The sequence below is a fragment of the Rheinheimera fenheensis genome (genome assembly GCF_039871805.1).
In the GTDB taxonomy this organism is placed as follows: Bacteria; Pseudomonadota; Gammaproteobacteria; order Enterobacterales; family Alteromonadaceae; genus Alishewanella; species Alishewanella fenheensis.
The window spans coordinates 221,578-247,944 of sequence record NZ_JBDPJM010000003.1 but is presented as its reverse complement, the minus strand read 5'-3'; the positions used below and the strand labels follow the sequence as shown (position 1 = coordinate 247,944).

The window sequence follows — 26,367 nt, the reverse complement described above, 5'->3', positions numbered from 1 at the left end:
CTTATACCGGCAGTGACTGCAAACGGCGGCCACCCCAAATTAAATTGACTAACAAGCGGGTGCCGACTACAGCGGTAAAAATGGAGGTTAAAATGCCAATCGCCAGCGTGACGGCGAAGCCTTTTACCGGCCCGCTACCCACACCGAACAGCACCAGCGCCACTAACAAGGTGGTAATGTTAGAATCTGCGATAGTGGCAAAAGCCCTGTCGTAGCCCAGATGAATGGCCTGCTGTACTGAGCGGCCCTCACTGAGCTCTTCTCGGATGCGCTCAAAGATCAGCACATTGGCATCCACCGCCATGCCCACTGTCAACACTATGCCGGCCATACCGGGTAAGGTCAGGGTGGCGCCGGGCACCATTGACAGCACACCGACAATCAACACTAGGTTGGCCATTAGTGCGATATTGGCCACCATGCCAAAAGCTTTGTAATACGCCAGCATAAACAGCATTACCGCTACCAGCCCCCACTGAATGGCACTGACCCCCAAGGCGATATTTTCCTGCCCCAAGCTTGGGCCTATGGTGCGCTCTTCAATAATTTGTACCGGCGCAATTAAGGCTCCAGCCCGCAGCAAGGTAGCCAGGTTTTGCGCCTCAGCCGCGCTGGCAATGCCGGTAATGTCAAACGTCATGCCCAGCCGCTGCTGGATAGTGGCGTCGTTGATCACTTCCTGCTGTTTTAGCAGTACCGGCGTACCATCAGCGGTCAGCGTTTCGCCGGGTTTGTACTCAATAAACACCGACGCCATACGCCGGCCTACTGCATCTTTAGTGGCGGATGAGAGCTTAGTGCCGCCCTGAGCGTCCAGCTTTATACTGACTTTTGGCTGGCCGTATTGGTCGTAACCGGCGCTGGCGCCAGTGATATGATCGCCGGTTAGCATAATGCGTTTTTCCAGTAGCAGCGGTTGGCCATCTCGGCTGTAATACAGCTCAGCATTGGGCGGCAGGCGGCCAGCTAAGGCAGCGACAATATCGGCTTCAGTATCAACCAGACGAAACTCTAACGAGGCCGTAGCACCGAGGATTTCTTTCGCCAGTGCAGTGTCTTGCACGCCGGGCAGTTGCACTATTATTCGATCTGCGCCCTGGCGCTGCACCAGAGGCTCGGCCACACCAATCTCGTTAACCCGGTTGCGGATAATGGTCAGGTTTTGTTGCAGGGCTTCTTCGCGGACTTGTTTTTGCCGCGCTTCGGTTAATGAAAGCGTGATGTTTAACCCCTCAGCGCTGTGTTGTAACTCGGGCAGCTGCGAAGCGATCAGTTTCTCGCTGGCCGCCACATCATTAACGTCACGCAAACTCAACCTTAGCTGCTGGTTAGTATTATCAACGCTGATACCTTGGTAACGAAGCTGGTTTTGCCGCAATAAAGCACGCAGCTGCTGGGCGCTGTCATTCAGTTGTTTATCCAGCACAGCCTGCATATCAACCGCTAACAAAAAATGCACGCCACCGCGTAAATCCAGCCCCAACTTCATCGGGCCGGCGCCAATGGCGTTTAACCAGGCTGGCGTGGTCGGCGCTAAATTAAGCGCGGTAATGTAATTATTACCAAGCACGCTGCTGGCCAGTTCACGGCCGGCCAACTGCTCATCAGCCGAGTTAAAGCGCACCACTAACTGGCCGTTGTTGAGGTCCAGTGCCTGAGGTTTAAAGCCGGCGCGGTCAAATTCGTTGGCCAGCTGCTTAACCAAACCAGGGGTTAGCTCGCCACCACGGCTGGCACTGATATTCAGCGCCGGTTGCTCGGGGTATAAATTCGGTAGCGCGTAAATCAGCGCCAGTAACAGCAGGCCCAGCACTACCAGGTAGCGCCAAAGCGGGTTTTTATTCAACATTATTAATCCTTAAATGCACAGCCGCATGCTCAGAGGCAGCATAACGGCGCTAATACTCTTTGTTTGGTAAGTACAGACAGCTTATGCAGACACTGACAGCAAGGGCTGATCAGTGCAGCAGACATCACTGCCGGTAACAAAACCAGTGTTTATCAGTGCATTAAGAAAGTGGTGGTGCGCGGGGTTGCTGCGGCCTGATGGCAGCAGAGCAGCTGCCCAACAGCAAGGTGCCCTTTGCCTGGCCGCAAGTTTGGTGAAGAAACGGCTTAGTTATGCTTTGGGGCAGTACCGGCGGCGTGTCATCGTTATCGGTATGATTATTTTCGCCGGAGATATGAGCGAGTTGCTGCTGGCTAAGATTCAGCGCATACAGCTGGCTGTCGGCAAGCGGCGATAAGCGCACATCCTGCACGGCAAAGGCTTGCGGCGTGCAAAGTATGGCTAAGTAAAATAATATCGCAACACTACTGATCCAGCGCATAGCCGCCTATCACCCAAATCCGCTATTGATAGTTGCTGCGTTAACTGAGGCGCAGCTTCGAGCATGATGGGGCTTTAGCGGCTTTTGTACAAGGCCGCCAAGCAAAAATACTGCCAGCCAGTACCCTTTTAGGGTAAAAAAGTTAAGCCGCAGCCTGACGCGCCTGTTGCTCCAGCTCAGCTTTTAACGCCGGGTCCAGCTTTAACTGCCGCGCAAGCTCAGTTAAATAGCTACGCTCCATAAAGCTTTCTTCATCGACCACCAGCACACTGGCCAGATACATCTCTGCCGCCATTTCCGGTGTGCTGGCGCTTTTGGCAATATCGGCTGGATCCAAAGGTTTACGAAGCTCTGCATCAAACCATTGCTGCAGGCTGCCATCGCTGGTTAGCCGGGCAATTTCGTTATCAATAAGCTCGCGCTCTCTGTCATCAATGTGGCCATCGGCTTTGGCTGCACCAATAATGGCGCGCAATATAGCATGGCTATGCTGCTCGGCCTGCGGTGGTGGCAAGCGGTCAATGGTTTGCGGCTCTGTCCTTGCGCCCGCATGTTGCTGTTGCTGCTGATAATTGCTGTAGGCTTTGTACGCTACCACGCCAAGCGCGGCTAAACCGCCATAGGTTAAAATTTTACCGCCCATTTTGCGGCCTTTTTTACTGCCCAGCAGCAACCCCAGTGCACCACCACCTAAGGCCGCGCCAGTTTTACCCGACAGCAGGCCAGCCAGGCCACTGCTACCGGTCGACTGGGTTGCAGTTTTGCCCCCGAGTAACTCTGAGCCTTGCTTAAATAATTGATCTAATAACCCTTTGGTATTCATTCACTCACTCCGGCGTAAATCATATTGGCCATCAGACCATAACAGCAGCAAATAATTCCGGCCAGACATTAACTGTTACAAGCTGTTGTTTTATCAAAGCGGCGCCTTGTGCTTTACTGGTACAGCTTATAAAACAACAAGGATACTCTATGTTTACTCCACGTTACCTCGCCCTGTTTTGTGCGCTGGCCAGCGGCGCTACTTTTGCCAGCGAGAACACGCGCTTACTGCGCCAGCCGGACATTTCCGCCTCTCACCTGGCCTTTGTTTACGGCGGCGATATTTGGCTCAGTGACAAAACCGGCCAGAACCCACGCCAGCTGACCAGCCACCCGGCCAGTGAGTTTGCGCCTAAATTTTCGCCCGATGGCAACTGGCTTGCGTTTTCAGCCAGTTACGATAACAACACCGACGTGTACATTATGCCCGTGAGTGGCGGCAGCCCGCAGCGGCTGACCTATCACCCGGGTGCAGATACCGTAAACGGCTGGAGTCCGGATGGTAAAAGTGTGCTGTTCGCGTCAAACCGTGAGATTGCCAATAGCCGCAGTAATCAGCTGTACAAAATCAGTATTGACGGCGGTTACCCGGAAAAACTGATGCAGGCCGTGGCCTTTGAAGGCGACTTACACCCTGATGGCAAAAAGCTAGCTTACCGGCCAAATAATATGGCCTACAGCGGTGCCAGTGGCTGGCGGCTGCATCGCGGTGGCAGCACGCCGCCGGTGTGGATCATCGATCTGGAAAAACAGCAGCTGGAAAAAATCCCTCACCCTAATGCCAATGAGTTTAACCCGTTCTGGCTTAATGACACGGTGTACTTTTTATCTGACCGCGACAACCAGGCAGTAAACCTGTTTCGCTACCGTAATCAGCAGGTAGAGCAACTTACCCAAAGCAAAGACTGGGATTTACGCAGTGCTGCCGGCTACGGTAATAGCATAGTGTATGAAGCCGGTGGCTATTTATACCTACTTGATTTGGCCAGTGGCCAAAATTCGCCGGTTAGCGTCAGTATCAACACCACTTCAGTGCAAAAACGACCACAGTGGAAAGATGCCAGTAAAACATTAACCAATGCACGTCTGTCCAGCACCGGTCAGCGGTTGGTGGTATCGGCACGTGGCGATATTTTTACCGTACCGGTAACCGATGGCAGTACCCGTAGCCTGACGCAAAGCAGTGGCGTGCGCGAATTTGACGGCCTGTGGAGCCCGGATGGCAGCAAAGTGGCGTACATCTCTGATGAGGGCAATAAACACCAGTTGGTATTACAAAGCCAGGATGGTTTAAGCGCGCCGCAGGTGTTTGCGCTTTCCGACAATGGCTATTTTAACCTGCTTAGCTTTTCTCCCGATGGCAAACGTATTGTGTATCATGATAACCATCTGAATTTATATGCCTTTGATTTAGAAAAACAGCGCAGCCAAAAGCTGGATAGCTCACAGCGGCGTGAAGACTTTGTCGTGTCATTCTCACCCGACAGCCGTTATCTGGCTTATACCGTGGCCGGTACCAATTACTTTAGCCAGATTAAACTTTACGATTTTAGTAATAACAGCAGCCGCCAAATTACCGATGGTTTAAGCCACACCAGCGATCCGGCGTTCAGCCAGGATTATTTGTTCTTCACCGCCTCAGTTAATACCGGGCCATCGCAAGTCGGGCTGGATTTGTCCACCCGTGAACGGCCCGTACGCAGCGCTATTTATGCTTATGTGCTGGCCGCTGACGGCAAGTCGCCACTACTGCCAAAAGCCGGTGATGAACCGGTTAAAGCCGACGGCAAAACAGGCAAAAAAGACGACAGCAAAGACAGTGCTAAAACCGCGGTTAAACCGGTAAAGCTAGACCTTAACGGCCTGCAAGACCGCATCGTCGCATTGCCGGTGGCCGAGCGCAATTATGCCAGCTTAAGCGTTGCCAGTGATGGTGCACTGTTTTACTTAGAGCGCAGCCAGCCTGGCAGCAGTAATGAGCCACCGGCGCAGCAAAGCCCGAATAATGGCACCCTTCATCGTTATGATTTTAAAGAGCAAAAAACCGAACAAGTGGCACAGGCTATAAGCAGTTATCAGCTAAGTGATGATGGCAACAAGCTGTTACTGTTAAGCCTGCCAAACAAGCTTGAAGTGGGCGATGCCAAGGCCAAGCCCGACGCTAAAGCCGTGAGCCTGGCTGATGTGCGCAGTTTTGTTAACCCCAGTGCAGAGTGGCAGCAAATTTTTAATGACGCCTGGCGGATGCAAAAAGAGTACTTTTATGATGCCAATATGCACGGCATTAACTGGCAGGCCATTTATGACAAATACCAACCGATGCTTAAACACGTGCAGCGCCGCGAGGATTTAAACGACGTATTGGTAGAGATGATTGCCGAGCTACAAGTCGGTCATAACCGTATTGGCGGTGGCGATGTGCATCAGGAGAGCCCGAGTAAAGTGGGCTTGCTGGGCGCTGATTTTGTCATTAAAAACGGTAAGTATCAGTTTAGCACGGTCTATCAGGGCGATCGTTGGAGCCCGTTTTTAAAAGCACCGCTAAATGTGCCTGGTGCCAGCGCCAAAGCCGGTGACTATCTGCTGGCCATTAACGGCCGCGAGCTTAACGCCACGGACAACATTCACGCCTTGATGGACAACACCCAGGACCGGCAAGTGGTGCTGACACTGGCCGACGATGCCAAAGGCAAAAACCGCCGCAACATTACAGTAGAGCCAATAGCCAACGATAGCCAGTTGCGGCTATGGCACTGGGTAGAGCACAACCGCAAGTTAGTCGCCGAAAAAACCGACGGCAAAGTGGCCTATGTTTATCTGCCCAATACCGCTGATGGTGGCTTTTACTTTTTTAACCGTATGTTTTTTGCCCAGGTAGATAAACCGGCACTAATTATCGATGAGCGCAAAAATGGCGGCGGCCAGGCGGCTAACTACATTACCGAAATTCTTGGCCGGCCGTTTTTATCCGGCTGGAAAGATCGTGACGGCCTGGTATTTACCACGCCGGGCGGTGGCATTTATGGCCCGAAAACCATGCTGATTGATCAGGACGCCGGCTCTGGTGGTGACTTCCTGCCCTGGGCCTTTAAGCGCTTAGGTTTAGGTAAAACCATTGGTACTCGCACCTGGGGCGGTTTAATTGGTATTTCAGCGAACCCGCCGATGATCGATGGCGGTTTTCATGTGGTGCCGTTTTTCCGCTTCTACACGCCAGACGGTGAGTGGCGCGTAGAAAACGAGGGCGTAGCACCGGATATCGAGGTAGAACTGGACCCGATCGCGGTAAATAAAGGCAAAGATGTGCAGTTAGAGCGTGCAATCAGCCATACGCTAAACGAGCTAAGCGCTAACCCGCCGAAAGATCATAGCCAGGCCCCGGCGATGCCCACTCAGCTTGGTCTCTAAGCCAGTCAGAACACAAAAGCCGCTTAACATTAGCGGCTTTTTTATTGCTCCCGACATAACCAAAACCACAAAAGCGTACAAGCGTTAGCTTAAAAACAAATCAATCACTTCACTCTTAATAATTTAAAATCATAAATTTCATAATCTTAACATACGCAACAGTGACCAAGCATAACTAAAACTGGCCAAACCAGATATTTTGGTGTACAACTGTGCGCTGAAATAACCCTTAATGAATTATTGTGACGACTGTGACTGCTGTTCTCTCTGTACCACGCCGCCTGTGGCGCCATTTTTGTTTAATGCTGGGTAATCAGCCTGCACTCAGCCTCTATCTGCAACCTTTACTTCGCGTTATTTGGCCAGGTTTTATGCCCAGCCAGTTTCGTGGCCAACTGGTAGAAAAAAGCTGGCAAACGGCTGATATGGTAAAACTGACCTTACGAGTGTCACGCCGCTGGCCAGGCTTTGTACCAGGTCAGCATGTACTGCTAACGCTTGAGCATAACGGCAAAAACTTAACCCGCCCTTTTAGTATTTGCTCGCCGCTTAACCTGTGGCAAAGCCAACGCCAGATTGAACTGTGCTGCAAGGTGCAACGCAGCGGCACCTTTACGCCGCAGCTGGCACACTTGGCAGCAGGCAGCAAAGTAAATATCAGTGCTGCTCAGGGTGTCTTTAGCTGGCAACAGCCTGCTAAGCCTGCACTGTTTATTGCTGCTGGTTCAGGTATTACGCCTATTGCCTCCATGTTACTGAGCCAGCGCCATTGGCTTTCGCCCGTCAGCCTTTACTATCGGGTGCGCGGTGAAGAAAACGCGGCGTTATTAGCCTCTTTGCAGCAACTGGCTAAGCAACAGCCTTTGTTTAGCCTGGTGCTGTCTGACAGCCGGCTTGAACATAGCGACGCCTTTACCCAACAGGTGTGTGCGGCAAGCGCACATAAGCAGCTGTACCTGTGCGGCCCGCAAGCCTTTATGCAGCAACTAAGCACTGCCTTACTGCAAGCAGGTGTTGCGAAAGACCACATTGTTCAGGAGCAGTTTGGCCCTTCGCTGCCGTCGCCGCCCCAGAATGACAATAGCAGTCAGCATCAGGTGGTGTTGCAAAGCGGCATAGAGCAGGTATTTAGTGCGCCAGCAAATCAAAGCTTGCTGCAAAGCGCTGAGCAGCGAGGCCTTAGTCCGCGCTTTGGTTGTCGTATTGGTGTGTGTTTTCAGTGCGTATGCGACAAAGTCAGCGGCCAGGTGCGCGACATACGCACTGGCGCCTTAAGCGGCCACGGCCGTGAACAAATTCAGTTATGTATCAGCCAGCCGGTCACGGATCTGGTGTTAAAACAGTAGCAGGACAAAAGATGGCATTAAGTAACGAGCAATATCAGGCGTTGGCGCAAGAGCTGGACGGCGTAAAACAGCAGGTACAGGCGCAACTCGGCGAAGCCGATGCCCGTTATATCCGCCGGGTATTGCTGGTGCAGCGCATCAGCGCCATTAGCGGCCGCATTTTGCTGGTGTTGGGCTTTATTACTCCCTGGCTGTGGCTGTTAGGCGTGCTGCTGTTGGCCTTAGGGAAAATTCTCGACAATATGGAAATTGGCCACAATGTGCTGCATGGCCAGTACGACTGGATGAACGATCCGTTATTGCACTCCCGCCGCTACGAGTGGGACATTGCCTGCGAGTCCGGCTCCTGGCAGCGCACCCATAATGTTGAGCATCACAGTTACACCAATATTATCGGCAAGGACCGCGATTTTGGTTATGGCTTGCTGCGTCTTAGCAACGACTTTCGCTGGCGGCTACGCAATTTATGGCAAGGCGGCACTTACCTGCTGCTAAGCATGCTATTTCAGTGGGGCGTGTCATACCACGAGCTGGCCGGGCAACGGGTATTTTTTGGTAGAAAGAAAACCGATCGGCAAACGCAGGTGTCTGACACTGAACTAAAAAAAGCGTTTTTTGGCAAGGGCGTGCGCCAGCTGGTAAAAGACTATGTGTTCTTCCCGTTAATAGCAGGGCCAATGTGGCTGTGGGTGCTGTGCGGCAATTTACTGGCGAATTTACTGCGTAATTTGTGGACTTCAACAGTGATCTTTTGCGGCCACTTCACCAAAGAGGTGTATGCTTTTAAGCCTGAAGAGTGCGAAAACGAAAGTCGCGGCCATTGGTATTACCGCCAGATGCTGGGTTCATCTAACTTTACCGGCCCAACCTGGCTGCATATTTTAACCGGCCATTTAAGCTGCCAGATAGAGCACCATTTGTTTCCCGATATTCCTGCCCGGCACTATCCCAATATGGCTAAACAGGTGCAGGCCATTGCGAAGAAATACGCCATCCCTTACAACACCGGCAGCTTTTTACGCCAGTACAGTACCGTGTTTTGGCGCATTATGCGCTATTCACTACCTGGTGGTAAAAGTGCGGTGAAATCGGTATGAGGCCATACTACGCTCAACGGGGCCGGCAAACTAAGGCCAGAGGATGGCCTTAGCGTCGGTGTTGCCACAGTAAGTAGAGCCCGCTTAGCATGATGACAAAAGCGCCTATCAGCGTTGATAGCTGTGGGTATAGCTGCCACAGTACAATATCAAAACCTATACCCCACAATAGCGCAGTATATTCAAAGGGTGCGATCAGCGCCGACGGGGCGACTTTAAACGCCTGGGTAATGGCAATCTGGCCGGCAAAACCGGTAATGCCAATTAACATGAAGCTAAACCATAACTCGCTTTTAAGTGGCTGCCAATCCGGTAGCGCCAACAAACCGGCACCGAGAGATAACAATGTCATCAGCCAGAACACCATATTGCCGGTGCCTTCAGTGCGGCCCAAAATGCGCACCGTAATGGCCGATACGGCATAGCAAAACGCCGCTAAAAGGGCCATTAAAGCACCAAAGCTAATCAGCTTATCGCCGTCCGGTTTTAACATAAACAGCACGCTCACCAGGCCTATGCCAATGGCAACCCAATGCCGGGGCGCAACATATTCTTTTAGCCAAAACGCCGACATGGCAGTGATAAGCAGCGGCGCAGTAAAAAAGATGGTGTAGGCCTCGGCCAGTGCCAAGCTTTGCAGGCTATAAACAAAAGCCCACAACATTGTTACGCCAAGCACTGCACGCAGCAGGTGCAGGCTCCAGCGAGTGTTTAGCAGCGTTTTATAGCGGCCACTGCCGATAAGCCACAGCACCACTAAAGGCCAGGCCAGGGCACCTCGCAAACAGGCAATTTGCATAGCACTGTAGTGCGGTGTAAGGGATTTCATCGCAGCATCCATCGCCGCAAACAGCGCCACGGCCAGCAACATGCACAACACACCATGCAAGGGTTTATCAGAATTGGAAGAGGAAGAAACAGCCATACCACAGCACCACAACAAAAGGTGGGCTATTGTATCTCTTCCTCGACTTTGCTGCGTAGAAAAAATGCCACTATCGCTGAGGTTAATACCCCCATAATGGCGGCGCCGATAAGGCTTTGCAGCATATAGTTGCCCAGGCTGAAATACTCAGCAGCTTGCTGTGGACTCATCATGCCCTGAGTAATGACATAAACTTGCACATTATTAAAATACTCAGGCGTAATAACAGTATGGGTTAGCCACTGCACCGCCGGGCTTAGCACCACCACCACCAGTGTGATCAATACCCCGCTTTGCATACCTTGTTTCCAGCTCATTTGCCCGCCGTAGTCGCGGTGCTTTTTTTGTTTAAGTGCCAGCACGTATAACAGTATCGCCGGTATGGCAAACAGATTGGTGTAAGTCGCATGCTGGGCAATATAACGGCCATGCAGGCCAACTAACTGCTCGCCCCACATCCATAGCAGCATAACCGCAGTAAAAATCAGGCCCCAGCGAATTTCGGTTTGGTATCTGTGCATAATGTCCTTTGTTTATTCGAGGTTTAACCGCATCACTATAGCCGCTTTATCCGGCTTTGCCACAGCCGCCTATACTTAATGTCGAACTCACACCGGAGCCAACATGCGAGACGATATTTTAGCCACGGCATTAACACTGGCAGAGCAAAGCAGCTGGGAGCAGCTCAGCTTGCAGCAAATCGCTGCGGCTTTGGGTATTAGTCTGGCTGATATTTATCAGCACTATTGCAGCAAAGATGAGTTAGTCGATGCCTGGTTTGACCGCGCCGACAAAGCTATGTTAGGCACTGTGATAACACCAGAGCTGCCGGCAAGTAGCCGTATCGAGCAGGCGCTGAGATGTTGGCTTAATGCACTGGCGCCTTATCATGACCTTACCGGCCAGATGTTGCTGTACAAACTGGAGCCGGGGCACATTCATTTACAATTAGCCGGCGTGTTGCGTATTAGCCGCACTGTGCAGTGGCTGCGCGAAGCGGCGCAGTTAACAGCCAGCGGCATCGGCCGTATCGGCCAGGAAATAGCGCTAAGCAGCGTATTTATCGCGGTATTTATCTACTGGCTAAATGATAGCTCAGCAGAGCAGCAGCACAGCCTGGCATTATTACACCGCAAACTACAGTGCGCTGACAGGTTGAAACTATGGCACTAAGCGTCCATCAGCGTGCGATGCAGCGCTTTTAAATGCGCCAGATCTGCGGCGTCACTTTGTGCCTTTTCAGCCCTGGCCAATGCCGCCTCAGCGTGGCGCCGGGCCTGAATACGCAATTGAGGATTAAGCTTGGCAAGCGCAATAAAACTCTTTTGCAGGCGAATGTGGATCTCAACCAGCGCCGCGCCATCGCGCGCAATTGGGGTAAAGAAATCATCGAACAGATCAGACAGCGCTAACCCTAATTGCCACACCTTTGCATAACGAACGTCTACTTCCCCTCTGTCCGGTAACTGCCAGTTACTCAGTACCCGCATACCGCGGCCAATAATTTCAATAGCAGTACCGGGGTCATTAACCGCAGGTGACAGCGCTTTAGAGGCAATCTCGGCTAACACCAGCAAACCAAAGCGCGGGTCCTGATCGAAACTGCGAAAATCTTCAATAGTAAACGCCTTCGACAAGCTATCGGTATTGTCTGGCAGCTCGCCATCTATCCAAAGCAGTGGCCGGCGCGGATCGATAAAGACGCCGGCACGCACCACAATAAACACCCGGCAGGCATTGGCCTCAGCCCATTTACTGATGGCACTGACATCGACATGCTGAATATAGCCAATGGTGTCGGTTAAAAAAGCCCTGGCACTTGCCGGCACGTCAGATAGTGATGTCAGCGGATTGGCGCCAAGCCAGGGGTCTTTTACAAAAGCCATCAGCGCCGCATAGGCTTTGTCCTCTACCCGGTTAGCCGTTTCCCCTACCCGGCCCAGACCGGATAAGTGGTTTATCCATACCAGTATGGTAATAACAATCAGCGCCGTCACAACAATGGTGGTGATAAACAGTACCACTTCACCGCGTTCGTTATAAAGCTTGGTATTAAGCAGAATAATGCTGACAATGCTGTACAAAAACGAGCCAACAAAGGTGGCCAGCGCATTGTGAGTAGTGCTGTCTTCCATCAGCAAGCGGGTCGCCCGCGGTGACACGCTGTTGGTTGAAGCACTGAACGCCGCAATCATAATACTCAGTGAAAAGGTGGTGACTGCCAACATGCTGGACGCCAGGATAGTGAGGATTTTCTCCGCGGCACCGGCACCGATAATGTCGGCCGCTGACGCAGGAATAACATCTTGCAAGAGCACAGCAACCAATGCAGACAGTAGCGCCAGCAGGGCAAAAGCCACAGTACGCACCCAAAGTTTACGGCTTAGCTTTAACAGCTTCCAACCCCACTTGGTTACCATGTTTTAGTTACCATGTTTTAGTCACCATGTTTTAGCCTCTTTGCTGTTGCCACCACTGCATAAGCTCAGTTGCATTGCCTTGCATCAGCACTGGCAAACCACGTTTTTGCAACTGATAGTGATACATAGGGTCATAGTAGTCGCTCAGCAGCCGCGCTATCCACAGCCGGTGTAACTGAATATCACCACTTTGCTGCTGCACCGTTAACGCCTGCTCCAGCATAGCAGAGAGCTCAGCGTACAGCGCACCGCCTAAGCGTTTAGCAATACGCGCCATGCTCTGAAGCAGCATAGTGCTAAATACAGCAAAGCCTTGTTCGCCCTCAGCCGCCGTCGCCTCAAGGTGCAAATCGATAATATAATCCTGCAGTATCACCTCAATGCGCGCCGTTAACGGCTCATCCAATAGCAGCAGCGGGCTGTGTTGCATTGCCTGATACAGGCTGTGCGGAATATTGCGCTGGCCAATCAATAAACTTTCATCCTCCAACAACAGAAATGGCGGACTGTTGCTTTGCACCTGTAATAATCTGGCGGCCAGAGCATTTTCGAAACTGATTTGACTGGGCTGCGCGGCTAATTTACGGCCAAAGGCCGAACCACGATGATTGGCCAGCGCTTCTAAATCGACGGCCTGCAGCTGCTTAAGCAAGCGGGTTTTACCGCTGCCGGTAGGTCCGGCTAATAACAGCAGTGGCTGTTTGGTTGCATCCTCAATCACCTTAATCGCCGCCTGACGCAGCGCTTTAAAACCACCTTGTACTCTGGGGTAGGCTATACCGGCGTCAGCCAACCACTGCTGGGCAATCTGTGAGCGCAAGCCACCACGGGCACAGTACAACATGCCGTTGGGGTGAGCTTTGGCAAATTCTGCCCAGGCTTGCACTCGGCTAGCTTTAACCTGGCCTCGCACCAGCTGATGGCCCAACGCAATAGCGGCTTGCTGGCCCTGTTGTTTATAACAGGTTCCTACGGCAGCGCGCTCGGCGTCAGTCATCAGGGGTAAATTCACACTGCCACACAGCGCGCCACGGCTAAACTCCTGCGGTGCGCGCAGGTCAAGCAGCGGCAGTTGCTGCTGTAAAATAGCCTGATAATTCGCTGTTAGTGGTAAATTGGCCGTCATCTGCCGGGCTTAACGAACACGAATACGGTGGCCACGGCCACGGGCTTTTAGCTCGCCAATCGGCTGCAACGCTAAATCGTATGCCACCGCCAGATGAATAAAGGCCGCTTCTGCCTGAGGGCTGACTGCCACCAGTAAGCCGCCACTGGTTTGCGGATCACACAGCAAAGCCTGCTGCTCACTGCTTAATGGTGATACTTTACCGCCATAGCTGGCAAAATTACGGCCGCTGCCGCCAGGAATACAGCCTTTGGCAATATAGTCCGGCACAAAAGGCAGCACCGGCACCGCGTGGCTGTCAAGCTCGGCATAAAGCCCACTACCTTCACACATTTCCAGCAAATGGCCTAACAGGCCAAAACCGGTCACATCGGTCATGGCGTGAATACCGTCAATTTTCGCAATATCGGCACCGATGCGGTTTAACTGCACCATAGTATCGCGCGCCAGCAGCGCATGCTCTGGCAGCAGTTTTTTCTGCTTTTGTGCTGTGGTTAACACCCCTACCCCAAGTGGCTTGGTTAAATACAACCTGTCGCCGGCTTTGGCGGTATCGTTACGCTTTAGCTGCGCTATCGCCACGCGACCATTTACCGCCAAGCCAAATATTGGCTCAGGGGCATCGATACTGTGGCCACCTGCCAGCATAATGCCGGCCGCTTTGCAGGTTTGACGGGCGCCCTCCAGCACCTGCTGCGCCAGCTCTGCCGGCAATCTATTCACTGGCCAGCCTAAAATAGCAATCGCCAGCATCGGCGTGCCGCCCATCGCATAGATATCACTGATCGCATTGGTGGCGGCTACCCGGCCAAAGTCAAATGCGTCGTCGCAAATAGGCATAAAAAAGTCAGTAGTACTTAAAAGCGCTGTGCCATCACCTAAGTTATAGGCGGCGGCGTCGTCTTTACTGGCATTGCCCACCAGCAAATTGTCATCTTGCATTGTCATGCTGGAAGTTAAAATTTTATCCAGCACCTGCGGCGAAATTTTGCAGCCACAGCCGGCGCCGTGGCTGTACTCGGTAAGCTTAAAAGCGGATAAATCAGGCATAGTCAGTATCGGCTTAGACACAATAACGCCAACATACCCAAAGCGTTTTGCAATAACAAGGCATCTTTTACTTAGCCGCCGTTACCGCTACACTCGGGCGGTATTTTTAAAAAGGAAACGCTATGTCTGCCCGTTTTTTGCTCTGCGTCACTACTCTGCTGGCGCCTACTGCGGCTATCGCCGACGATAACTATACCTACGCCAACTATGCTGATGTGAAGGTGCAGCATCTGCATCTTGACCTTGCGGTTAACTTTGCTGAAAAAGCCCTGACCGGCTTCGCTGATTTACAGCTCAGTTGGCAAAACCAGCAAACCAACACTGTGTATTTGGATAGCCGCGATTTAATTATCGATAGAGTGTACGCTAAACGTGCAGATGGCCAGTGGCAAAAAGTGCCGTTTGAGCTTGGCGCGCGCGATACAGTACTGGGCAGTAAGCTGACGATAACACCCGGCTTTCAGGCACAAACCCTGCGTATTTACTACAGCTCTACCGACAAAGCCTCAGGCCTGCAGTGGTTAACGCCCGAGCAAACCGCCGGCAAATCCACACCCTTTATGTTTAGCCAAAACCAGGCGATTCATGCCCGCAGTTGGATCCCTATTCAGGACACGCCTGCGGTGCGTATGACCTACAGCGCCCGTATTCAGACACCTGACAATGTACTTAGCGTAATGAGCGCACCAAACGATCCGGCCAGTGCCCGCGACGGCGATTATCAGTTTTATATGCCTCAAGCCATACCAGCGTATTTAATTGCCATCGCCGCCGGTGACTTGCAATTTAAAGCCATGAGTAAACAAACCGGTGTGTATGCCGAACCCTATATTTTACAGGCATCAGCAGAGGAATTTGCCAGTACGCAGGCCATGATAGACGCCACGGAAAAACTGTATGGCGACTATCGCTGGGGCCGTTACGATTTACTGATCTTACCGCCCAGTTTTCCCTTTGGTGGCATGGAAAACCCGGTATTGAGCTTTATTACGCCAACGGTGGTAGCCGGTGATGGCAGTTTGGTGAATTTAATTGCGCATGAACTGGCACACTCCTGGTCGGGTAATCTGGTGACCAATGCCAGCTGGCGTGACCTATGGCTCAATGAAGGTTTTACCTCTTATGTTGAAAACCGCATTATGGAGCAGGTGTTCGGCACTGATCGCGCGGTGATGGAGCAGGCGCTATCGGTACAAGGTTTAAAAGACGAACTGATCGAGCTGCCGGCCAATGACAGCATACTGCATATCGATTTACAGGGCCGCGATCCGGATGATGCATTTAGCGGCGTGCCTTACACCAAGGGCCAACTGTTTTTAATGTTTCTGGAGCAAAAGTTCGGCCGCGATAAATTCGACCCCTTTGTTAAACAGTACTTTGACGATCACGCCTTTCAAAGCCTGGATACCGCCCGCTTTGTGGTATACCTTGAGCAACAATTACTGAACAAGTACCCGGGCATAGTGTCTCTGGATGAGGTAAAACGCTGGATTTACCAGCCTGGTTTGCCAGAGGGTGCACCAGAGCCACAATCTGATGCCTTTAATCAGGTGCAACAGCAAGCCAATGGTTGGTTAGCCGGCGATGCCGCCTTAAGCAGCCTGCCTACCAATAACTGGACAGTGCACGAGTGGCTATATTTCATCAATAACCTGCCGCTTAGCATCACGCCAGAGCAACTGGCACAGCTGGATGCCACCTTTAACCTGACATTATCAAGCAACAGTGAAATTGCCCATGCCTGGTATTTACTGGCGCTGAAAACCGGTTACCAGGAGATCGCAGGGCCACTGGAGCAATATCTGATCAATATAGGTCGGCGTAAGCTGATTATTCCGTTATACAAGCAACTTGCCAGCACACCGGAAGGTTTAGCTTTTGCCCGGGCCGTGTATGAAAAAGCCCGGCCGGGCTATCACCCACTGGCGCAAGGCACGGTAGACGAGCTGTTAAAGTAGTTTATTCGCGATAACGCCCGCTGATCTAAAACCTGTTGTTAGCGTAATGGCTGGCAACAGGTTTTTTTATGAGTAGTCCATGCAAAAGCTGTTTTATGACGGTAGCTGCCAGCTTTGTCAGCGTGAAATTAACTGGCTGGCGCCCAAACTTAAGCCACATCTTGAACTGGTCGATATTAGCGCTGAAGAATTCAGCGGCTTTGCCGGTGTGAGCAAAAACGCCATGATGCAGCAAATTCATCTTTGGCGTGATGACCACTTCTTAATTGGCATCGATGCAACCCTGCACTACTGGCAGCTGGCCGGACATAGCTGGCTGGTAGCATTTTTGCGCTTGCCCCCCTGCTACTGGCTGGCAAATAAAGCTTATGCCTATTGGGCTGCAAAACGTACTCAGTGTAGCAACGGCGATTGTGCGGTGTAACCATGCGCCGACGCACGCTGACCAAACAAAGTGCCGCTACCGATAGCCAGATCTTACGCTTGCATAGTGCCATGGCAGACAAGTTACTGGCGCAGCCAGAGCTGGTAACACAGATATTGCAGACACTGGAGCAACGTTATCAGGCTGGGCTATTGCGCCACAGCAGCTATATTCACTGGTATAGCATATTAGACTGTATTAATGAGCCTAAACTGTTTCGCAGCGCTCTGCTGGATAGTGGTGAGCGTATGCGCAAACTTCGCCGGCGCACTGTGCTGGTGGGCATATTGACTGAAGAAGAGCGGATGTCACTGCTTATGCAGGCAGCCGAAGGGGAGACAACAGCATGAACCTGATTAAGCTGCTGGGATACGCTGGCCTGATCCCGTTTGTAGCCTTGCCGCTACTCTATACCACACCGATGTGGCTAAGCCCGGCGCGCATACTAGATCTCTACCAGCTATACAGTGCACTGATTTTAGGCTTTATGGCAGGGGTATTCTGGCCGGTGCTACACAGCAACATGACCAGCGAGGCCAAAACTGAGCGATTGGCGCTGGCAGCGGTGGCCTTTCCGGTACTGAGTTTTCTCGCATTATTCACCGCTCCAGAGTATTTTTTGCCGGCACAAGCCTGCTTATTTGTGCTATTGCGTTTATCAGAATTCCGGCTGGGCCTGAACCGGCAATACGCAGGCCCCTACCGCAGCTTACGCAATCAGCTAACTTTGGTTGTGTTATTTAGTCATGTATTACTGTATTTTTTAGCCAGTGCCTAAGCTGGCACTGCCTGCTGGTCACTGCAATTTAACAGCCTCACGCGCCTGGTTAGTTAATCAGATTGAGAATGCCCGGTTATCCAGCTGGCTATATCGGCCGCCCTGGCGGGCTTGGCAAACAGATAGCCCTGATAACAATAACAACCACTTTGACGCAACAGCTCGCGCTGCACTTCGGTTTCAACACCTTCGGCAATCAGTTTCATACCAAAGGTGTTGGCAATACCAATAATGGCCTCGACAATAACCCAGTCACGCGGTTTGCCCGAGCTGGCGCTACGAACAAAATACTGATCGATTTTTACCTCGTCAAACGGCAGCCGTGACAGGTAAGACAGTGACGAGTAACCGGTGCCAAAGTCATCCATCGAAAACCGTACGCCCATCTGCTTGATTTGCTGCATACGGCTGACGGCATCGTCAAGGTCTGCCAGGATCAGGCTTTCTGTAAGCTCCAGCATCAGCTGCGGTGGTTTTAACTGATATATTTGCAGGCACTGCTCTACCTGCGTAACAAACTCTGGCTGGTAAAACTGCCGCGCGCTGATATTGACTGACATCACCAGATCGCGCAGCAAAGGTGTGTTTTGCCAGCGCTGTAGCTGAGCGCAAGCCTGCTGCAACACCCAATAGCCGATGCTGTCAATTTGGCCGGTTTCTTCCGCCAATGGAATAAAGCGGGCCGGCGAGACATAACCCAGCTCAGGGTGTTGCCAGCGCAGCAGTGCCTCTACACCAACAACCTTCCCCGTATCAGTCAGCTGAGGCTGATAGTGTAATTCGAACTGCTTATCTGCCAGTGCGGCCGCTAAGGCAAGCTCCAGTTGATAACGCTGCTGAATTTCAACAGTCATCGCCGGGTTAAAGCCCACGTGACTGTTCCCCCCCTGCGCCTTGGCATGCGACAGTGCGATAGCCGCTTGTTTTAATAATTCGTCAGACGATGCACCGCTGTGGGCTAAACAATATCCCAGTGATACCGTGCAGCAATACTGATGTTGTTGAATGTCAAACGCCTGTCGCATTAACTCACGCAGTGAACTGCAATACTGCTCAGCCCAGGATCCCAATTCCTGCTGCGATGCGCCTGCCAGCAATAATACAAACTCGTCACCGCTTAACCGGCCGCAATAGGCGTGCGCCGGTGCAGCCATGCGCAACCGACTTGCCAATTGGATCAATAACTGGTCGCCAGCCTGATGCCCCTGGGTATCATTTAACCGTTTAAATTGATCAATATCCAGCAGAATGACTGCTACAGCACCATCAGTGCCGGCTTCATCACACAGTTGCTGCAACTGCTGTTGAATTTTGCCCCGGTTAAAAAGACCGGTCAGGCTGTCAAAATAAGCCAGTTGCTGCATTTGCTGATCGATAGCTTTGCGCGCAGTTACATCAGTAATAAAGCCACTCCAGCTTACCCCGTCTGCATCACGCAGCGGCTGGGCATTACCCAACAACCAACGTACTTTGCCGCTGCTGTCCTGAACGCGATATTCGTGGTGCCACACGCTGAGCTGCTCTGCCGAGCGGTACACCGATTGCATCATGGCATCCCTATCATCGGGATGAATAGCCTCCAGCACAGGTAAGGCATCCTGTTTTGCCTGTTCAGGTGAGATACCATAAATATCGCGGATCGCCTCACTGGCATAAGGAAAACTAAAATGACCGTCATTTGTCAGCCTGAACTCGTACACCAGTCCGGGTACGCGGGACGCTATACCCTGCAGCCGAAGCGCCAGTTGCTGCGTTTCCAACATCGCCTGATAACGGCTTTGCTCGGCATCTAGTACCCGGCGGCGCATTAACACTGTGATGGTCGATAACAGCAAAATGGCCACTGCCACTACCACAGCCAGGGTGCCCAGTGTTTGCTTACTCATGACCATGCCGCCTAAACCGTGCAGCTTTTCGGCGGGCAAAAATACGGTAGCGTGCATAGCAACATAGTGCATGCTGGCAATTGCCAGCCCCATTACGACCGAGCTGATAAGCTCCAGCAGCAATTGGTTAGCCAGCCAGCGGCTTAACAATGGCCGCACCCACAGCGCCAGCGTTGCCAGCAACACCGCCACCAAAACAGAGAGCACAAACAGCAACGGCTTATACAGCCGCTCTGCCTGCATCACCATAGCCGCCATGCCAAGGTAGTGCATGCAACCAATACCCGCGCCCATCAGTGCGCCACCACGCACTATTGCCAGAGGCCGCTGCACATCAGCTGCCACCACGTTAAGCGTGATATAGGCCGCAGCAATGGCCGGCAATACCGACAATAGCGTCAGGCTTAGCTGATAACCCACCTCAACCGGTAACTGAAGCGACATCATGCCGGTAAAGTGCATGGCCCAGACCCCCAACCCCATTGCGACCGAGCCACTGCTTAGCCATAAACGATAAGACAGCGTGCTAACAGCCTGCTGCATTAAATGGCGGTGACTAAAGCTGGTATAGGCAGCCAGAATAGCAATCAGTAACGACAGCAGCACCAACATACCGGCGTGATGACCATGGTACGTCAGCGATAAATCTGTGCTATCAGTGGTAAAGGCAAGTAACGACATAACACCACTTTGATTGAGAATTGAGATAAGTATCAGCTTAGCCTATCGCTGTTGGCAGAGAAATTCGGCCAAGCTGTATCATTTTGCGTCCAACGCTAAAATGGCGCCGGGTATTGCTGCAAAAACTGCGCTAAATCGTCCAACACCTGGTTCGATAAAGGCTTGGCAAAGGCGGCGATATTTTGCTCCAGTTGCAACATAGTGGTGGCACCAATAATGGTTGAGCTAACGCCCTCTACCTGGTTAACCCAAGCTAACGCCAGCTGAGCAGGCGCCATGTTGTGTGAAGCTGCCAGTTCAACAAAAGCGGCTATCGCCTGATTCGACTGTGGTGTATCACGAAACAAACCATTGCGCTGCAACATACTCCAGCGCGTGCCCGCTGGCCGGGCACCACCAAGGTATTTACCGGTTAACGCGCCACCAGCTAATGGCGACCATGGCAGGTATGCGATATTTTCATGCACACATTGTTCAATTAAGTAAGGCCAGTCTTTACTGTGCAGCAGGCTAAACTCATTCTGTATTGACACCATGCGCGGTAAATTGTGTTGCTTACTAAGCTGCAAGTACTGGCTGATACCCCAGGGCGTTTCATTGGATAAACCACAAAAACGGATCTTACCGGCCTTAACGCAGCTATTCAGCGCCTGCAACAACTCAAGCATTTGCTCCGTTTGTTCAGTACAGCTAACTTCGCTAAAACCAATGCGGCCGACCCGGTGCTTACCAAAATGCGGCGACACCCGGTTAGGCCAGTGCAGCTGATATAAATCGATATAGTCAGTGTGCAGGCGCTGCAACGAAGCGTCTACCGCCTGCAATAAGGTGGAGGCGGTCATAGGTCCGCCACCGCGGATATAAGACAGGCCGCTGCCAGCCATTTTGCTGGCAATAATCAGCTTGCTACGCTTATCCCGGTTGCGACTAAGCCAATCACCAATAATACGCTCGGTGGCACCATAGGTATCGCTACTGGGCGGTACGGCATACATCTCGGCGGTGTCGATAAAGTTTACGCCCTGCGCCAGCGCATAATCGAGCTGTGCATCGGCATCGGCCTGATTATTCTGACAGCCCCAGGTCATCGTGCCCAAACACACGCGCGATATCGCCACGCCACTGTGGCCTAAAACAGAAATTTGCATGCTTAACCCTACAAAGCAGAAATAATGGTTGTTATACGTTAAACAGCCTGCTCAGACTAGATCAAACAACAAAATGCTGCACCGGGGCTATCTTGAGAGCCGAATGAGAACAACAGGCAATTCGGCTGGCATTCAGATAGCAGTTTGTAAGATAATCGCCTGATTTAACCAATAAGAGAGATATCGATGCGCATATTAGTGAAGTTGGCACTGCTGGCGATTGTTTCCCTGCTGGCGGCCTGCTCGGATACCCCGGGAGCAGGTAAACTTGAGCAATTACTACAACAGCAATTTGAACAACAACACCCGGGGCTGGTTGAGATTGAACATCTGGAAAAGCTCAATGGCTGGGCAGACAGCGATACCCGCTACACGGCGGAAGTCAGCTATCAGATCAGTTTTAATAAATCCTTTAAAGCTTATATGGACGAGCAAACGCAAAAACCGGGTAATCCGTTGGAAAAGATGGCCAGTGGCATGGCGGTTGGCTTATTGAAACTGCAATACGGTGATTTTAATGCCGGCGATGTGTATCAGGTAAAACAGCAAAATCTGCAGCTGCGCCAGACAGAAAAAGGTTGGGCATTAGCGGATTAAACCTCAGTTGCTGTGCAATAAACAACGGCGTCCGATGGCCGCCGTTGTTTATTTGTCACTCATTATCAATCCATTTCATCAAAAGCTTTAAAAAGTGACCTCCAGCTCTACCCTACGGTTAGCTGAGCGACCTTCTCTGGTGCGGTTATCAGCAATAGGCTCAGCAGGGCCACGGCCCTCGGCAACCAGCTGCGCATCTGTTAAGCCCTGTTGTAATAAAAAAGCTTTTACCTGCCCGGCACGTTGTAATGACAGTTTATTGTTGTAAGCCAACTGACCTGAACTGTCACTATGGCCCACCACAGCCACCTGAGAAAAAGAGCTGTTTTTTAACAGCTGCGCAATAGCGGTCAATTGCTGCTGCAGGTCATCGCTTAAGCTGGCGCCATCATGCGAAAACGCACTGATCCCGGGAAAGCTCAGCTTTAACCGTCCGTCGGCAAGTTCTTTACTTTGCACGGCCGACAATGGCTGCAAACGCGCCGCAAACACAGTTTGTGGCTTAGCCGCCTCAGCACTGACCGGTGCAGTGACTGATTTACTGCTACTATCCGCTGTGCTGGCACAGCCGGTGGTTAAAACGGCTGCAACAACGGCAGCCAACAGAGATAAAGTGCGCAAAGTAAAACTCCGAAGTTAGTGTCAAATAATGGCGCACACTCTAATGGTTTTAATAAAACAAATAAACACTTTAAATTTACATTTTAAAAAAATAAAACCCTATTTATTTTTATATCAAAAAAATATTAACAAAACCATCCATGGCGGCTGATAAGCCTGAGCTGGCGGTGTTTTACCGCTGGCATGATTGCACTTTAACGCCTTATGCACTATGGTACGCCCATGCAACTACCTTGTTTCTATTTTGTCGGCACGGCAGCACTGTACCGCACACATAATATCGCTATCGCCTTCCATTCTTAGGCCGGTTTTGCCCTGCGCGAAACCGGCATAACAGCTTTTACTTATCGTCTTTATTCGTCGTCATTTTTGTCGGCATTGATATGAGCTTTTGTAAGGCGCAGCTACCATGTTTTTCTGCTATCCAAAATTATCTAACACCCCACTGGCAAGCGTCATTGCGACACTCGCCTGTCAGCCGTTTTTACCTGTAGCACCATTAGAATTAAGCCGTGTAGTACAGCTTATTGCCGATAATAGTGGCCCAAACCGGCTTAATAGCAACAGCAGCTGTGTGCGTATAGGCAGCTCGGTAGAGCTAAGAAACCTCGACACCCATCAACAGGGTTGGCTGCAGCTGGTTTATCCGCAGCAGGCCAGCTATCGCAGCGGCCATATTTCAGTGTTATCACCACTGGGGCGGGCTTTATTAGGCCAGACTACTGAAACAGAAATTCAGCTGATGGTGTTGGGATATCAGCTTCGGCTGCGGGTGCTGAGTGTGATTAATGTTAAACAACGTATGAAGAGGAGAACCTGATGAAAACCCCCGATATTACGCTCTCTACCACGGATTTTGAGCGGCTTGATAAATTACTTGCTGGTTTAAATGATAGCACCTCTGGTTATGACACCTTAAATCAGGAGCTGGAGCGCGCCATTTTGGTTGAGCCTGCACAGCTGCCAGCAGATGTGGTTAGCATGAACTCAACGGTACGCTTTCGCCTGGCCAACGGTAAACAGAGCACTCTGACGCTGGTGTATCCAAAAGATGCCGACGGCAGTGGTGATAAAATTTCCATTCTGGCACCGGTCGGCAGCGCCTTACTGGGGCTTAAGTGCGGCGATACTATTAACTGGCCACTGCCAGGCGGTGACATGTCGACTATTACCGTCGAAGAGGTATTGTATCAACCAGAACGGGAGGGCGCCTTTCATCGTTAACCCCATCGCTGCAATGCCCGGCTGTTAATCCGTACAGCCGGACATCGCCGCTAAGTCCAGAAAAATAATCAAAATTATCGATTAACCTTATCGGTTTAATTCACATACAGCTATTAAGATCTTGCTATACACTTTTCTTGCTGTGACGTTTTGCAGTATTGACCTAAGCTTGTTGTGCCGCAACGGGCGAAGGCGTGCTGCGACTGTTGATAACAAAAACACGTTAACCAGGTAAACGATAAGGAAGCTGACAATGAATAGACCGACGTTTAAAGCAAAAGCTGTGGCCACTATGGTAAGCATGCTCTTACTGTCTGGCGGCGCCTTTGCCGACAACCCACAAATGACCAAACCTGCAGGCGCCAAAGGTCAGGGCAGCGCACAAATGGGTGTAGCACGCAACAACCAGTTCTGGTGGCCGGATCAACTGGATTTATCACCGCTGCGCGACCATGACGCGCGTTCAAACCCTTACGGTGCCAACTTCAATTACGCTGAAGCGTTTAGCAAACTGAATTTGGCGGCGGTTAAGAAAGACATTGATACGCTGTTAACCCAATCACAAGACTGGTGGCCAGCTGACTTTGGTAACTATGGTCCGTTCTTTATCCGTATGACCTGGCACAGCGCCGGCACTTACCGCACGCTGGATGGCCGCGGCGGTGCAGACGGTGGTCAGCAACGCTTTGACCCACTGAACAGCTGGCCGGATAACGGCAACCTGGATAAAGCCCGCCGCTTATTGTGGCCGATCAAGCAAAAATACGGTGAAGCCTTATCCTGGGCTGATTTAATGGTACTGGCCGGTAACGTCGCGCTGGAAAACATGGGTTTTCAAACCTATGGTTTTGCCGGGGGCCGTGCCGATGACTGGGAACCTGACGTAGTATACTGGGGCCCGGAAGTTGAAATGCTTGCCAGTGACCGTGAAGATGCTGATGGCAAACTACAGCGTCCGTTGGGTGCTACCCATATGGGCTTGATTTATGTTAACCCGGAAGGCCCGAAAGGTGTGCCAGATCCAGTCGGCTCAGCCAAGAATATCCGCGTAGCTTTTGGCCGCATGGCGATGAACGATGAAGAAACCGTAGCCCTGATTGCTGGCGGCCATACTTTCGGTAAGATGCACGGTGCGCACAAACCAGCCGACTGCTTAGGCGCAGAGCCTGGTGCTGCAGCCATTGAGGAGCAAGGTTTAGGCTGGAAAAACAAATGCGGCAAAGGCCATTCTGAAGATACCATTACCAGTGGTTTAGAAGGTGCCTGGACACAGGCGCCAACCCGCTGGACTACGTTGTATTTAAGTAACCTGCTGAACTTTGACTGGAAACAAACCCGCAGCCCAGCCGGTGCCATTCAGTGGATCCCCACTGACGAATCACTGCATACTGTGGTGCCTGATGCCCATGTTAAAGGCAAGTTTAACCCACCGGTGATGACCACTGCCGATTTGGCACTGAAGTTTGACCCTGAGTATCGCAAAATTGCCGAGCGCTTTTTGGCAAACCCGGAAGAGTACCGTTTAGCCTTTGCTAAAGCCTGGTACAAACTGACACATCGCGATATGGGGCCACCACGTAACTTTGTCGGTGCTGAAGTGCCAAAAGATATTTTAATTTGGCAAGACCCTATTGATGCCAAGACGCAGTCGACCATCAATAACAGTGACGTTAAATCGCTAAAAGCCAGCATTATGAAAACCGGTCTGACCGTACCAGAGCTGGTGCGCGTAGCCTGGGCTTCAGCAGCCAGCTACCGTAATTCAGACAAGCGCGGCGGTGCCAACGGTGCCCGTATAGCCTTAGCGCCACAAAAAGACTGGGCGGTGAACAACCCGGCTGAAACGGCAAAAGTGATTGCAGCGCTGAGCAAAGTGCAGAGTGACTTCAACAAAGGCCGTCGTAAAGTGTCACTGGCTGACCTTATCGTGTTAGGTGGCGCAGCAGCGTTGGAAAAGGCAGCTAAAGATGCGGGCTACAATATTACAGTGCCCTTTACACCTGGCCGCGGTGATGCCACCCAGGATATGACCGATGTTGAGTCATTTAGCTTACTGGAGCTGACAGCAGATGGTTTCAGAAACTACTTTGATGCAAAAGCCAGCTACCGCTCACCGACCGAAATGCTGATCGATAAAGCCGATCAACTGGATTTATCGGTACCGGAAATGACGGTGTTAGTTGGTGGTATGCGTGCACTGGATGCAAACTTCCAGGGCGCTAAGCATGGCGTATTTACCAGCAAGCCTGGTACCTTAAACAACGATTTCTTCGTAAACCTGCTGGACATGTCCACAGTGTGGAAAAAAGCGTCTGATGACGGTGTGTACGAAGGCTTCGACCGTAAAACCGGTGCGAAAAAATGGTCTGCTACCTCTGTTGACCTGATCTTTGGCTCTAACTCTGAGCTAAGAGCTATTGCCGAAGTGTATGCGTATGACACATCCAAGCAAAAATTTGTCGATGATTTCGTCAAAGCCTGGGTTAAGGTGATGAATCTGGACCGTTAATGGATTTGCTAAATTAA

Annotated in this window: 23 protein-coding genes; 12 read left to right on the top strand and 11 right to left on the bottom strand. The window is 51.5% G+C overall.

All coding sequences use genetic code 11. The features are described 5' to 3' along the window. Position 1: 1 nt before the first annotated feature. From secD to ABGI61_RS06685, 3 genes are all read right to left on the bottom strand, one after another. Positions 2-1,849, bottom strand: coding sequence for a protein translocase subunit SecD (gene secD / locus ABGI61_RS06695; protein ID WP_347598767.1), 1,848 nt, complete (start codon positions 1,847-1,849; stop codon positions 2-4). Between the two features lie 160 nt (positions 1,850-2,009). After that, positions 2,010-2,330, bottom strand: a complete 321-nt coding sequence (locus ABGI61_RS06690) for a hypothetical protein (protein WP_347598764.1) — start codon at positions 2,328-2,330, stop codon at positions 2,010-2,012. Positions 2,331-2,472: 142 nt separating this feature from the next. Continuing rightward, complete coding sequence (locus tag ABGI61_RS06685; protein ID WP_347598761.1) at positions 2,473-3,153, bottom strand: tellurite resistance TerB family protein; 681 nt, start codon at positions 3,151-3,153, stop codon at positions 2,473-2,475. A 149-nt stretch (positions 3,154-3,302) separates the two neighbouring features. Between ABGI61_RS06685 and ABGI61_RS06680 the strand changes: the two genes are divergently transcribed. The 3 genes from ABGI61_RS06680 to ABGI61_RS06670 all read left to right on the top strand — a co-directional run bounded on the left by ABGI61_RS06680 (position 3,303) and on the right by ABGI61_RS06670 (position 9,003). Then, complete coding sequence (locus ABGI61_RS06680) at positions 3,303-6,560, top strand: S41 family peptidase (protein ID WP_347598758.1); 3,258 nt, start codon at positions 3,303-3,305, stop codon at positions 6,558-6,560. A 251-nt stretch (positions 6,561-6,811) separates the two neighbouring features. Then, a complete protein-coding gene (locus ABGI61_RS06675) occupies positions 6,812-7,906 on the top strand; it encodes a flavin reductase family protein (protein WP_347598755.1) in 1,095 nt (364 codons plus the stop codon). An 11-nt stretch (positions 7,907-7,917) separates the two neighbouring features. Next, positions 7,918-9,003 carry a fatty acid desaturase family protein gene (locus ABGI61_RS06670; protein ID WP_347598752.1) on the top strand — a complete coding sequence of 362 codons (1,086 nt, stop codon included), beginning with the start codon at positions 7,918-7,920 and terminating at the stop codon, positions 9,001-9,003. A 49-nt stretch (positions 9,004-9,052) separates the two neighbouring features. Here the strand turns inward: ABGI61_RS06670 and ABGI61_RS06665 are convergent, their stop codons facing one another. Further along, positions 9,053-9,928, bottom strand: a complete 876-nt coding sequence (locus ABGI61_RS06665) for a DMT family transporter (protein ID WP_347598749.1) — start codon at positions 9,926-9,928, stop codon at positions 9,053-9,055. A 26-nt stretch (positions 9,929-9,954) separates the two neighbouring features. Next, the gene (locus ABGI61_RS06660) at positions 9,955-10,449 is read right to left on the bottom strand and encodes a DUF4199 domain-containing protein (RefSeq protein WP_347598746.1); all 495 of its coding nucleotides are present in this window, start codon (positions 10,447-10,449) and stop codon (positions 9,955-9,957) included. Between the two features lie 103 nt (positions 10,450-10,552). On the opposite strand from ABGI61_RS06660, the gene ABGI61_RS06655 reads away from it, so the two are divergent. Further along, a complete protein-coding gene (locus ABGI61_RS06655) occupies positions 10,553-11,101 on the top strand; it encodes a TetR/AcrR family transcriptional regulator (protein WP_347598743.1) in 549 nt (182 codons plus the stop codon). On the opposite strand, the gene ABGI61_RS06650 is transcribed toward ABGI61_RS06655, so the two are convergent. Genes ABGI61_RS06650 through selD form a run of 3 tightly spaced genes read right to left on the bottom strand, consistent with a single transcriptional unit; the run spans position 11,098 to position 14,524 of the window. Then, positions 11,098-12,348, bottom strand: a complete 1,251-nt coding sequence (locus tag ABGI61_RS06650; protein WP_347598740.1) for a DUF2254 domain-containing protein — start codon at positions 12,346-12,348, stop codon at positions 11,098-11,100. The two genes, ABGI61_RS06655 and ABGI61_RS06650, sit on opposite strands and share 4 nt — an antisense overlap. Before the next feature lie 31 nt (positions 12,349-12,379). Further along, on the bottom strand, positions 12,380-13,474 hold the full coding sequence (gene mnmH / locus ABGI61_RS06645; protein ID WP_347598737.1) for a tRNA 2-selenouridine(34) synthase MnmH: 1,095 nt from the start codon (positions 13,472-13,474) through the stop codon (positions 12,380-12,382). A 9-nt stretch (positions 13,475-13,483) separates the two neighbouring features. Beyond that, the gene (gene selD, locus ABGI61_RS06640) at positions 13,484-14,524 is read right to left on the bottom strand and encodes a selenide, water dikinase SelD (RefSeq protein WP_347599089.1); all 1,041 of its coding nucleotides are present in this window, start codon (positions 14,522-14,524) and stop codon (positions 13,484-13,486) included. 122 nt (positions 14,525-14,646) lie between these two features. Between selD and ABGI61_RS06635 the strand changes: the two genes are divergently transcribed. The 4 genes from ABGI61_RS06635 (at position 14,647) to ABGI61_RS06620 (ending at position 17,684) form a co-directional block, all read left to right on the top strand. After that, positions 14,647-16,482, top strand: coding sequence for a M1 family metallopeptidase (locus tag ABGI61_RS06635; RefSeq protein ID WP_347598734.1), 1,836 nt, complete (start codon positions 14,647-14,649; stop codon positions 16,480-16,482). Positions 16,483-16,561: 79 nt separating this feature from the next. Next, positions 16,562-16,906: a thiol-disulfide oxidoreductase DCC family protein gene (locus ABGI61_RS06630; protein ID WP_347598731.1), complete on the top strand. Its 345-nt coding sequence runs from the start codon at positions 16,562-16,564 to the stop codon at positions 16,904-16,906. Positions 16,907-16,908: 2 nt separating this feature from the next. After that, the gene (locus ABGI61_RS06625) at positions 16,909-17,256 is read left to right on the top strand and encodes a hypothetical protein (RefSeq protein WP_347598728.1); all 348 of its coding nucleotides are present in this window, start codon (positions 16,909-16,911) and stop codon (positions 17,254-17,256) included. Beyond that, a complete protein-coding gene (locus ABGI61_RS06620) occupies positions 17,253-17,684 on the top strand; it encodes a DUF3429 domain-containing protein (RefSeq protein WP_347598725.1) in 432 nt (143 codons plus the stop codon). The genes ABGI61_RS06625 and ABGI61_RS06620 overlap by 4 nt, the downstream gene beginning before the upstream one ends. A 53-nt stretch (positions 17,685-17,737) precedes the next feature. On the opposite strand, the gene ABGI61_RS06615 is transcribed toward ABGI61_RS06620, so the two are convergent. After that, positions 17,738-20,251: an EAL domain-containing protein gene (locus ABGI61_RS06615; protein WP_347598722.1), complete on the bottom strand. Its 2,514-nt coding sequence runs from the start codon at positions 20,249-20,251 to the stop codon at positions 17,738-17,740. Between the two features lie 95 nt (positions 20,252-20,346). Next, positions 20,347-21,399 carry an aldo/keto reductase gene (locus ABGI61_RS06610; RefSeq protein ID WP_347598719.1) on the bottom strand — a complete coding sequence of 351 codons (1,053 nt, stop codon included), beginning with the start codon at positions 21,397-21,399 and terminating at the stop codon, positions 20,347-20,349. Between the two features lie 186 nt (positions 21,400-21,585). Here ABGI61_RS06610 and ABGI61_RS06605 point away from each other — a divergent pair, with 186 nt between their 5' ends. Next, positions 21,586-21,996 carry a hypothetical protein gene (locus tag ABGI61_RS06605; RefSeq protein ID WP_347598716.1) on the top strand — a complete coding sequence of 137 codons (411 nt, stop codon included), beginning with the start codon at positions 21,586-21,588 and terminating at the stop codon, positions 21,994-21,996. 87 nt (positions 21,997-22,083) lie between these two features. Here ABGI61_RS06605 and ABGI61_RS06600 read toward each other — a convergent pair whose 3' ends face one another. After that, positions 22,084-22,617 carry an OmpA family protein gene (locus ABGI61_RS06600; RefSeq protein ID WP_347598713.1) on the bottom strand — a complete coding sequence of 178 codons (534 nt, stop codon included), beginning with the start codon at positions 22,615-22,617 and terminating at the stop codon, positions 22,084-22,086. A 409-nt stretch (positions 22,618-23,026) separates the two neighbouring features. On the opposite strand from ABGI61_RS06600, the gene ABGI61_RS06595 reads away from it, so the two are divergent. From ABGI61_RS06595 to katG, 3 genes are all read left to right on the top strand, one after another. Further along, positions 23,027-23,437, top strand: coding sequence for a GreA/GreB family elongation factor (locus ABGI61_RS06595; RefSeq protein WP_347598710.1), 411 nt, complete (start codon positions 23,027-23,029; stop codon positions 23,435-23,437). Next, positions 23,437-23,841, top strand: coding sequence for a nucleoside diphosphate kinase regulator (gene rnk / locus ABGI61_RS06590; RefSeq protein ID WP_347598707.1), 405 nt, complete (start codon positions 23,437-23,439; stop codon positions 23,839-23,841). Before ABGI61_RS06595 ends, rnk begins: the two co-directional genes overlap by 1 nt. A 343-nt stretch (positions 23,842-24,184) precedes the next feature. Continuing rightward, a complete protein-coding gene (katG, locus tag ABGI61_RS06585) occupies positions 24,185-26,350 on the top strand; it encodes a catalase/peroxidase HPI (RefSeq protein WP_440590636.1) in 2,166 nt (721 codons plus the stop codon). Positions 26,351-26,367: the final 17 nt, after the last annotated feature.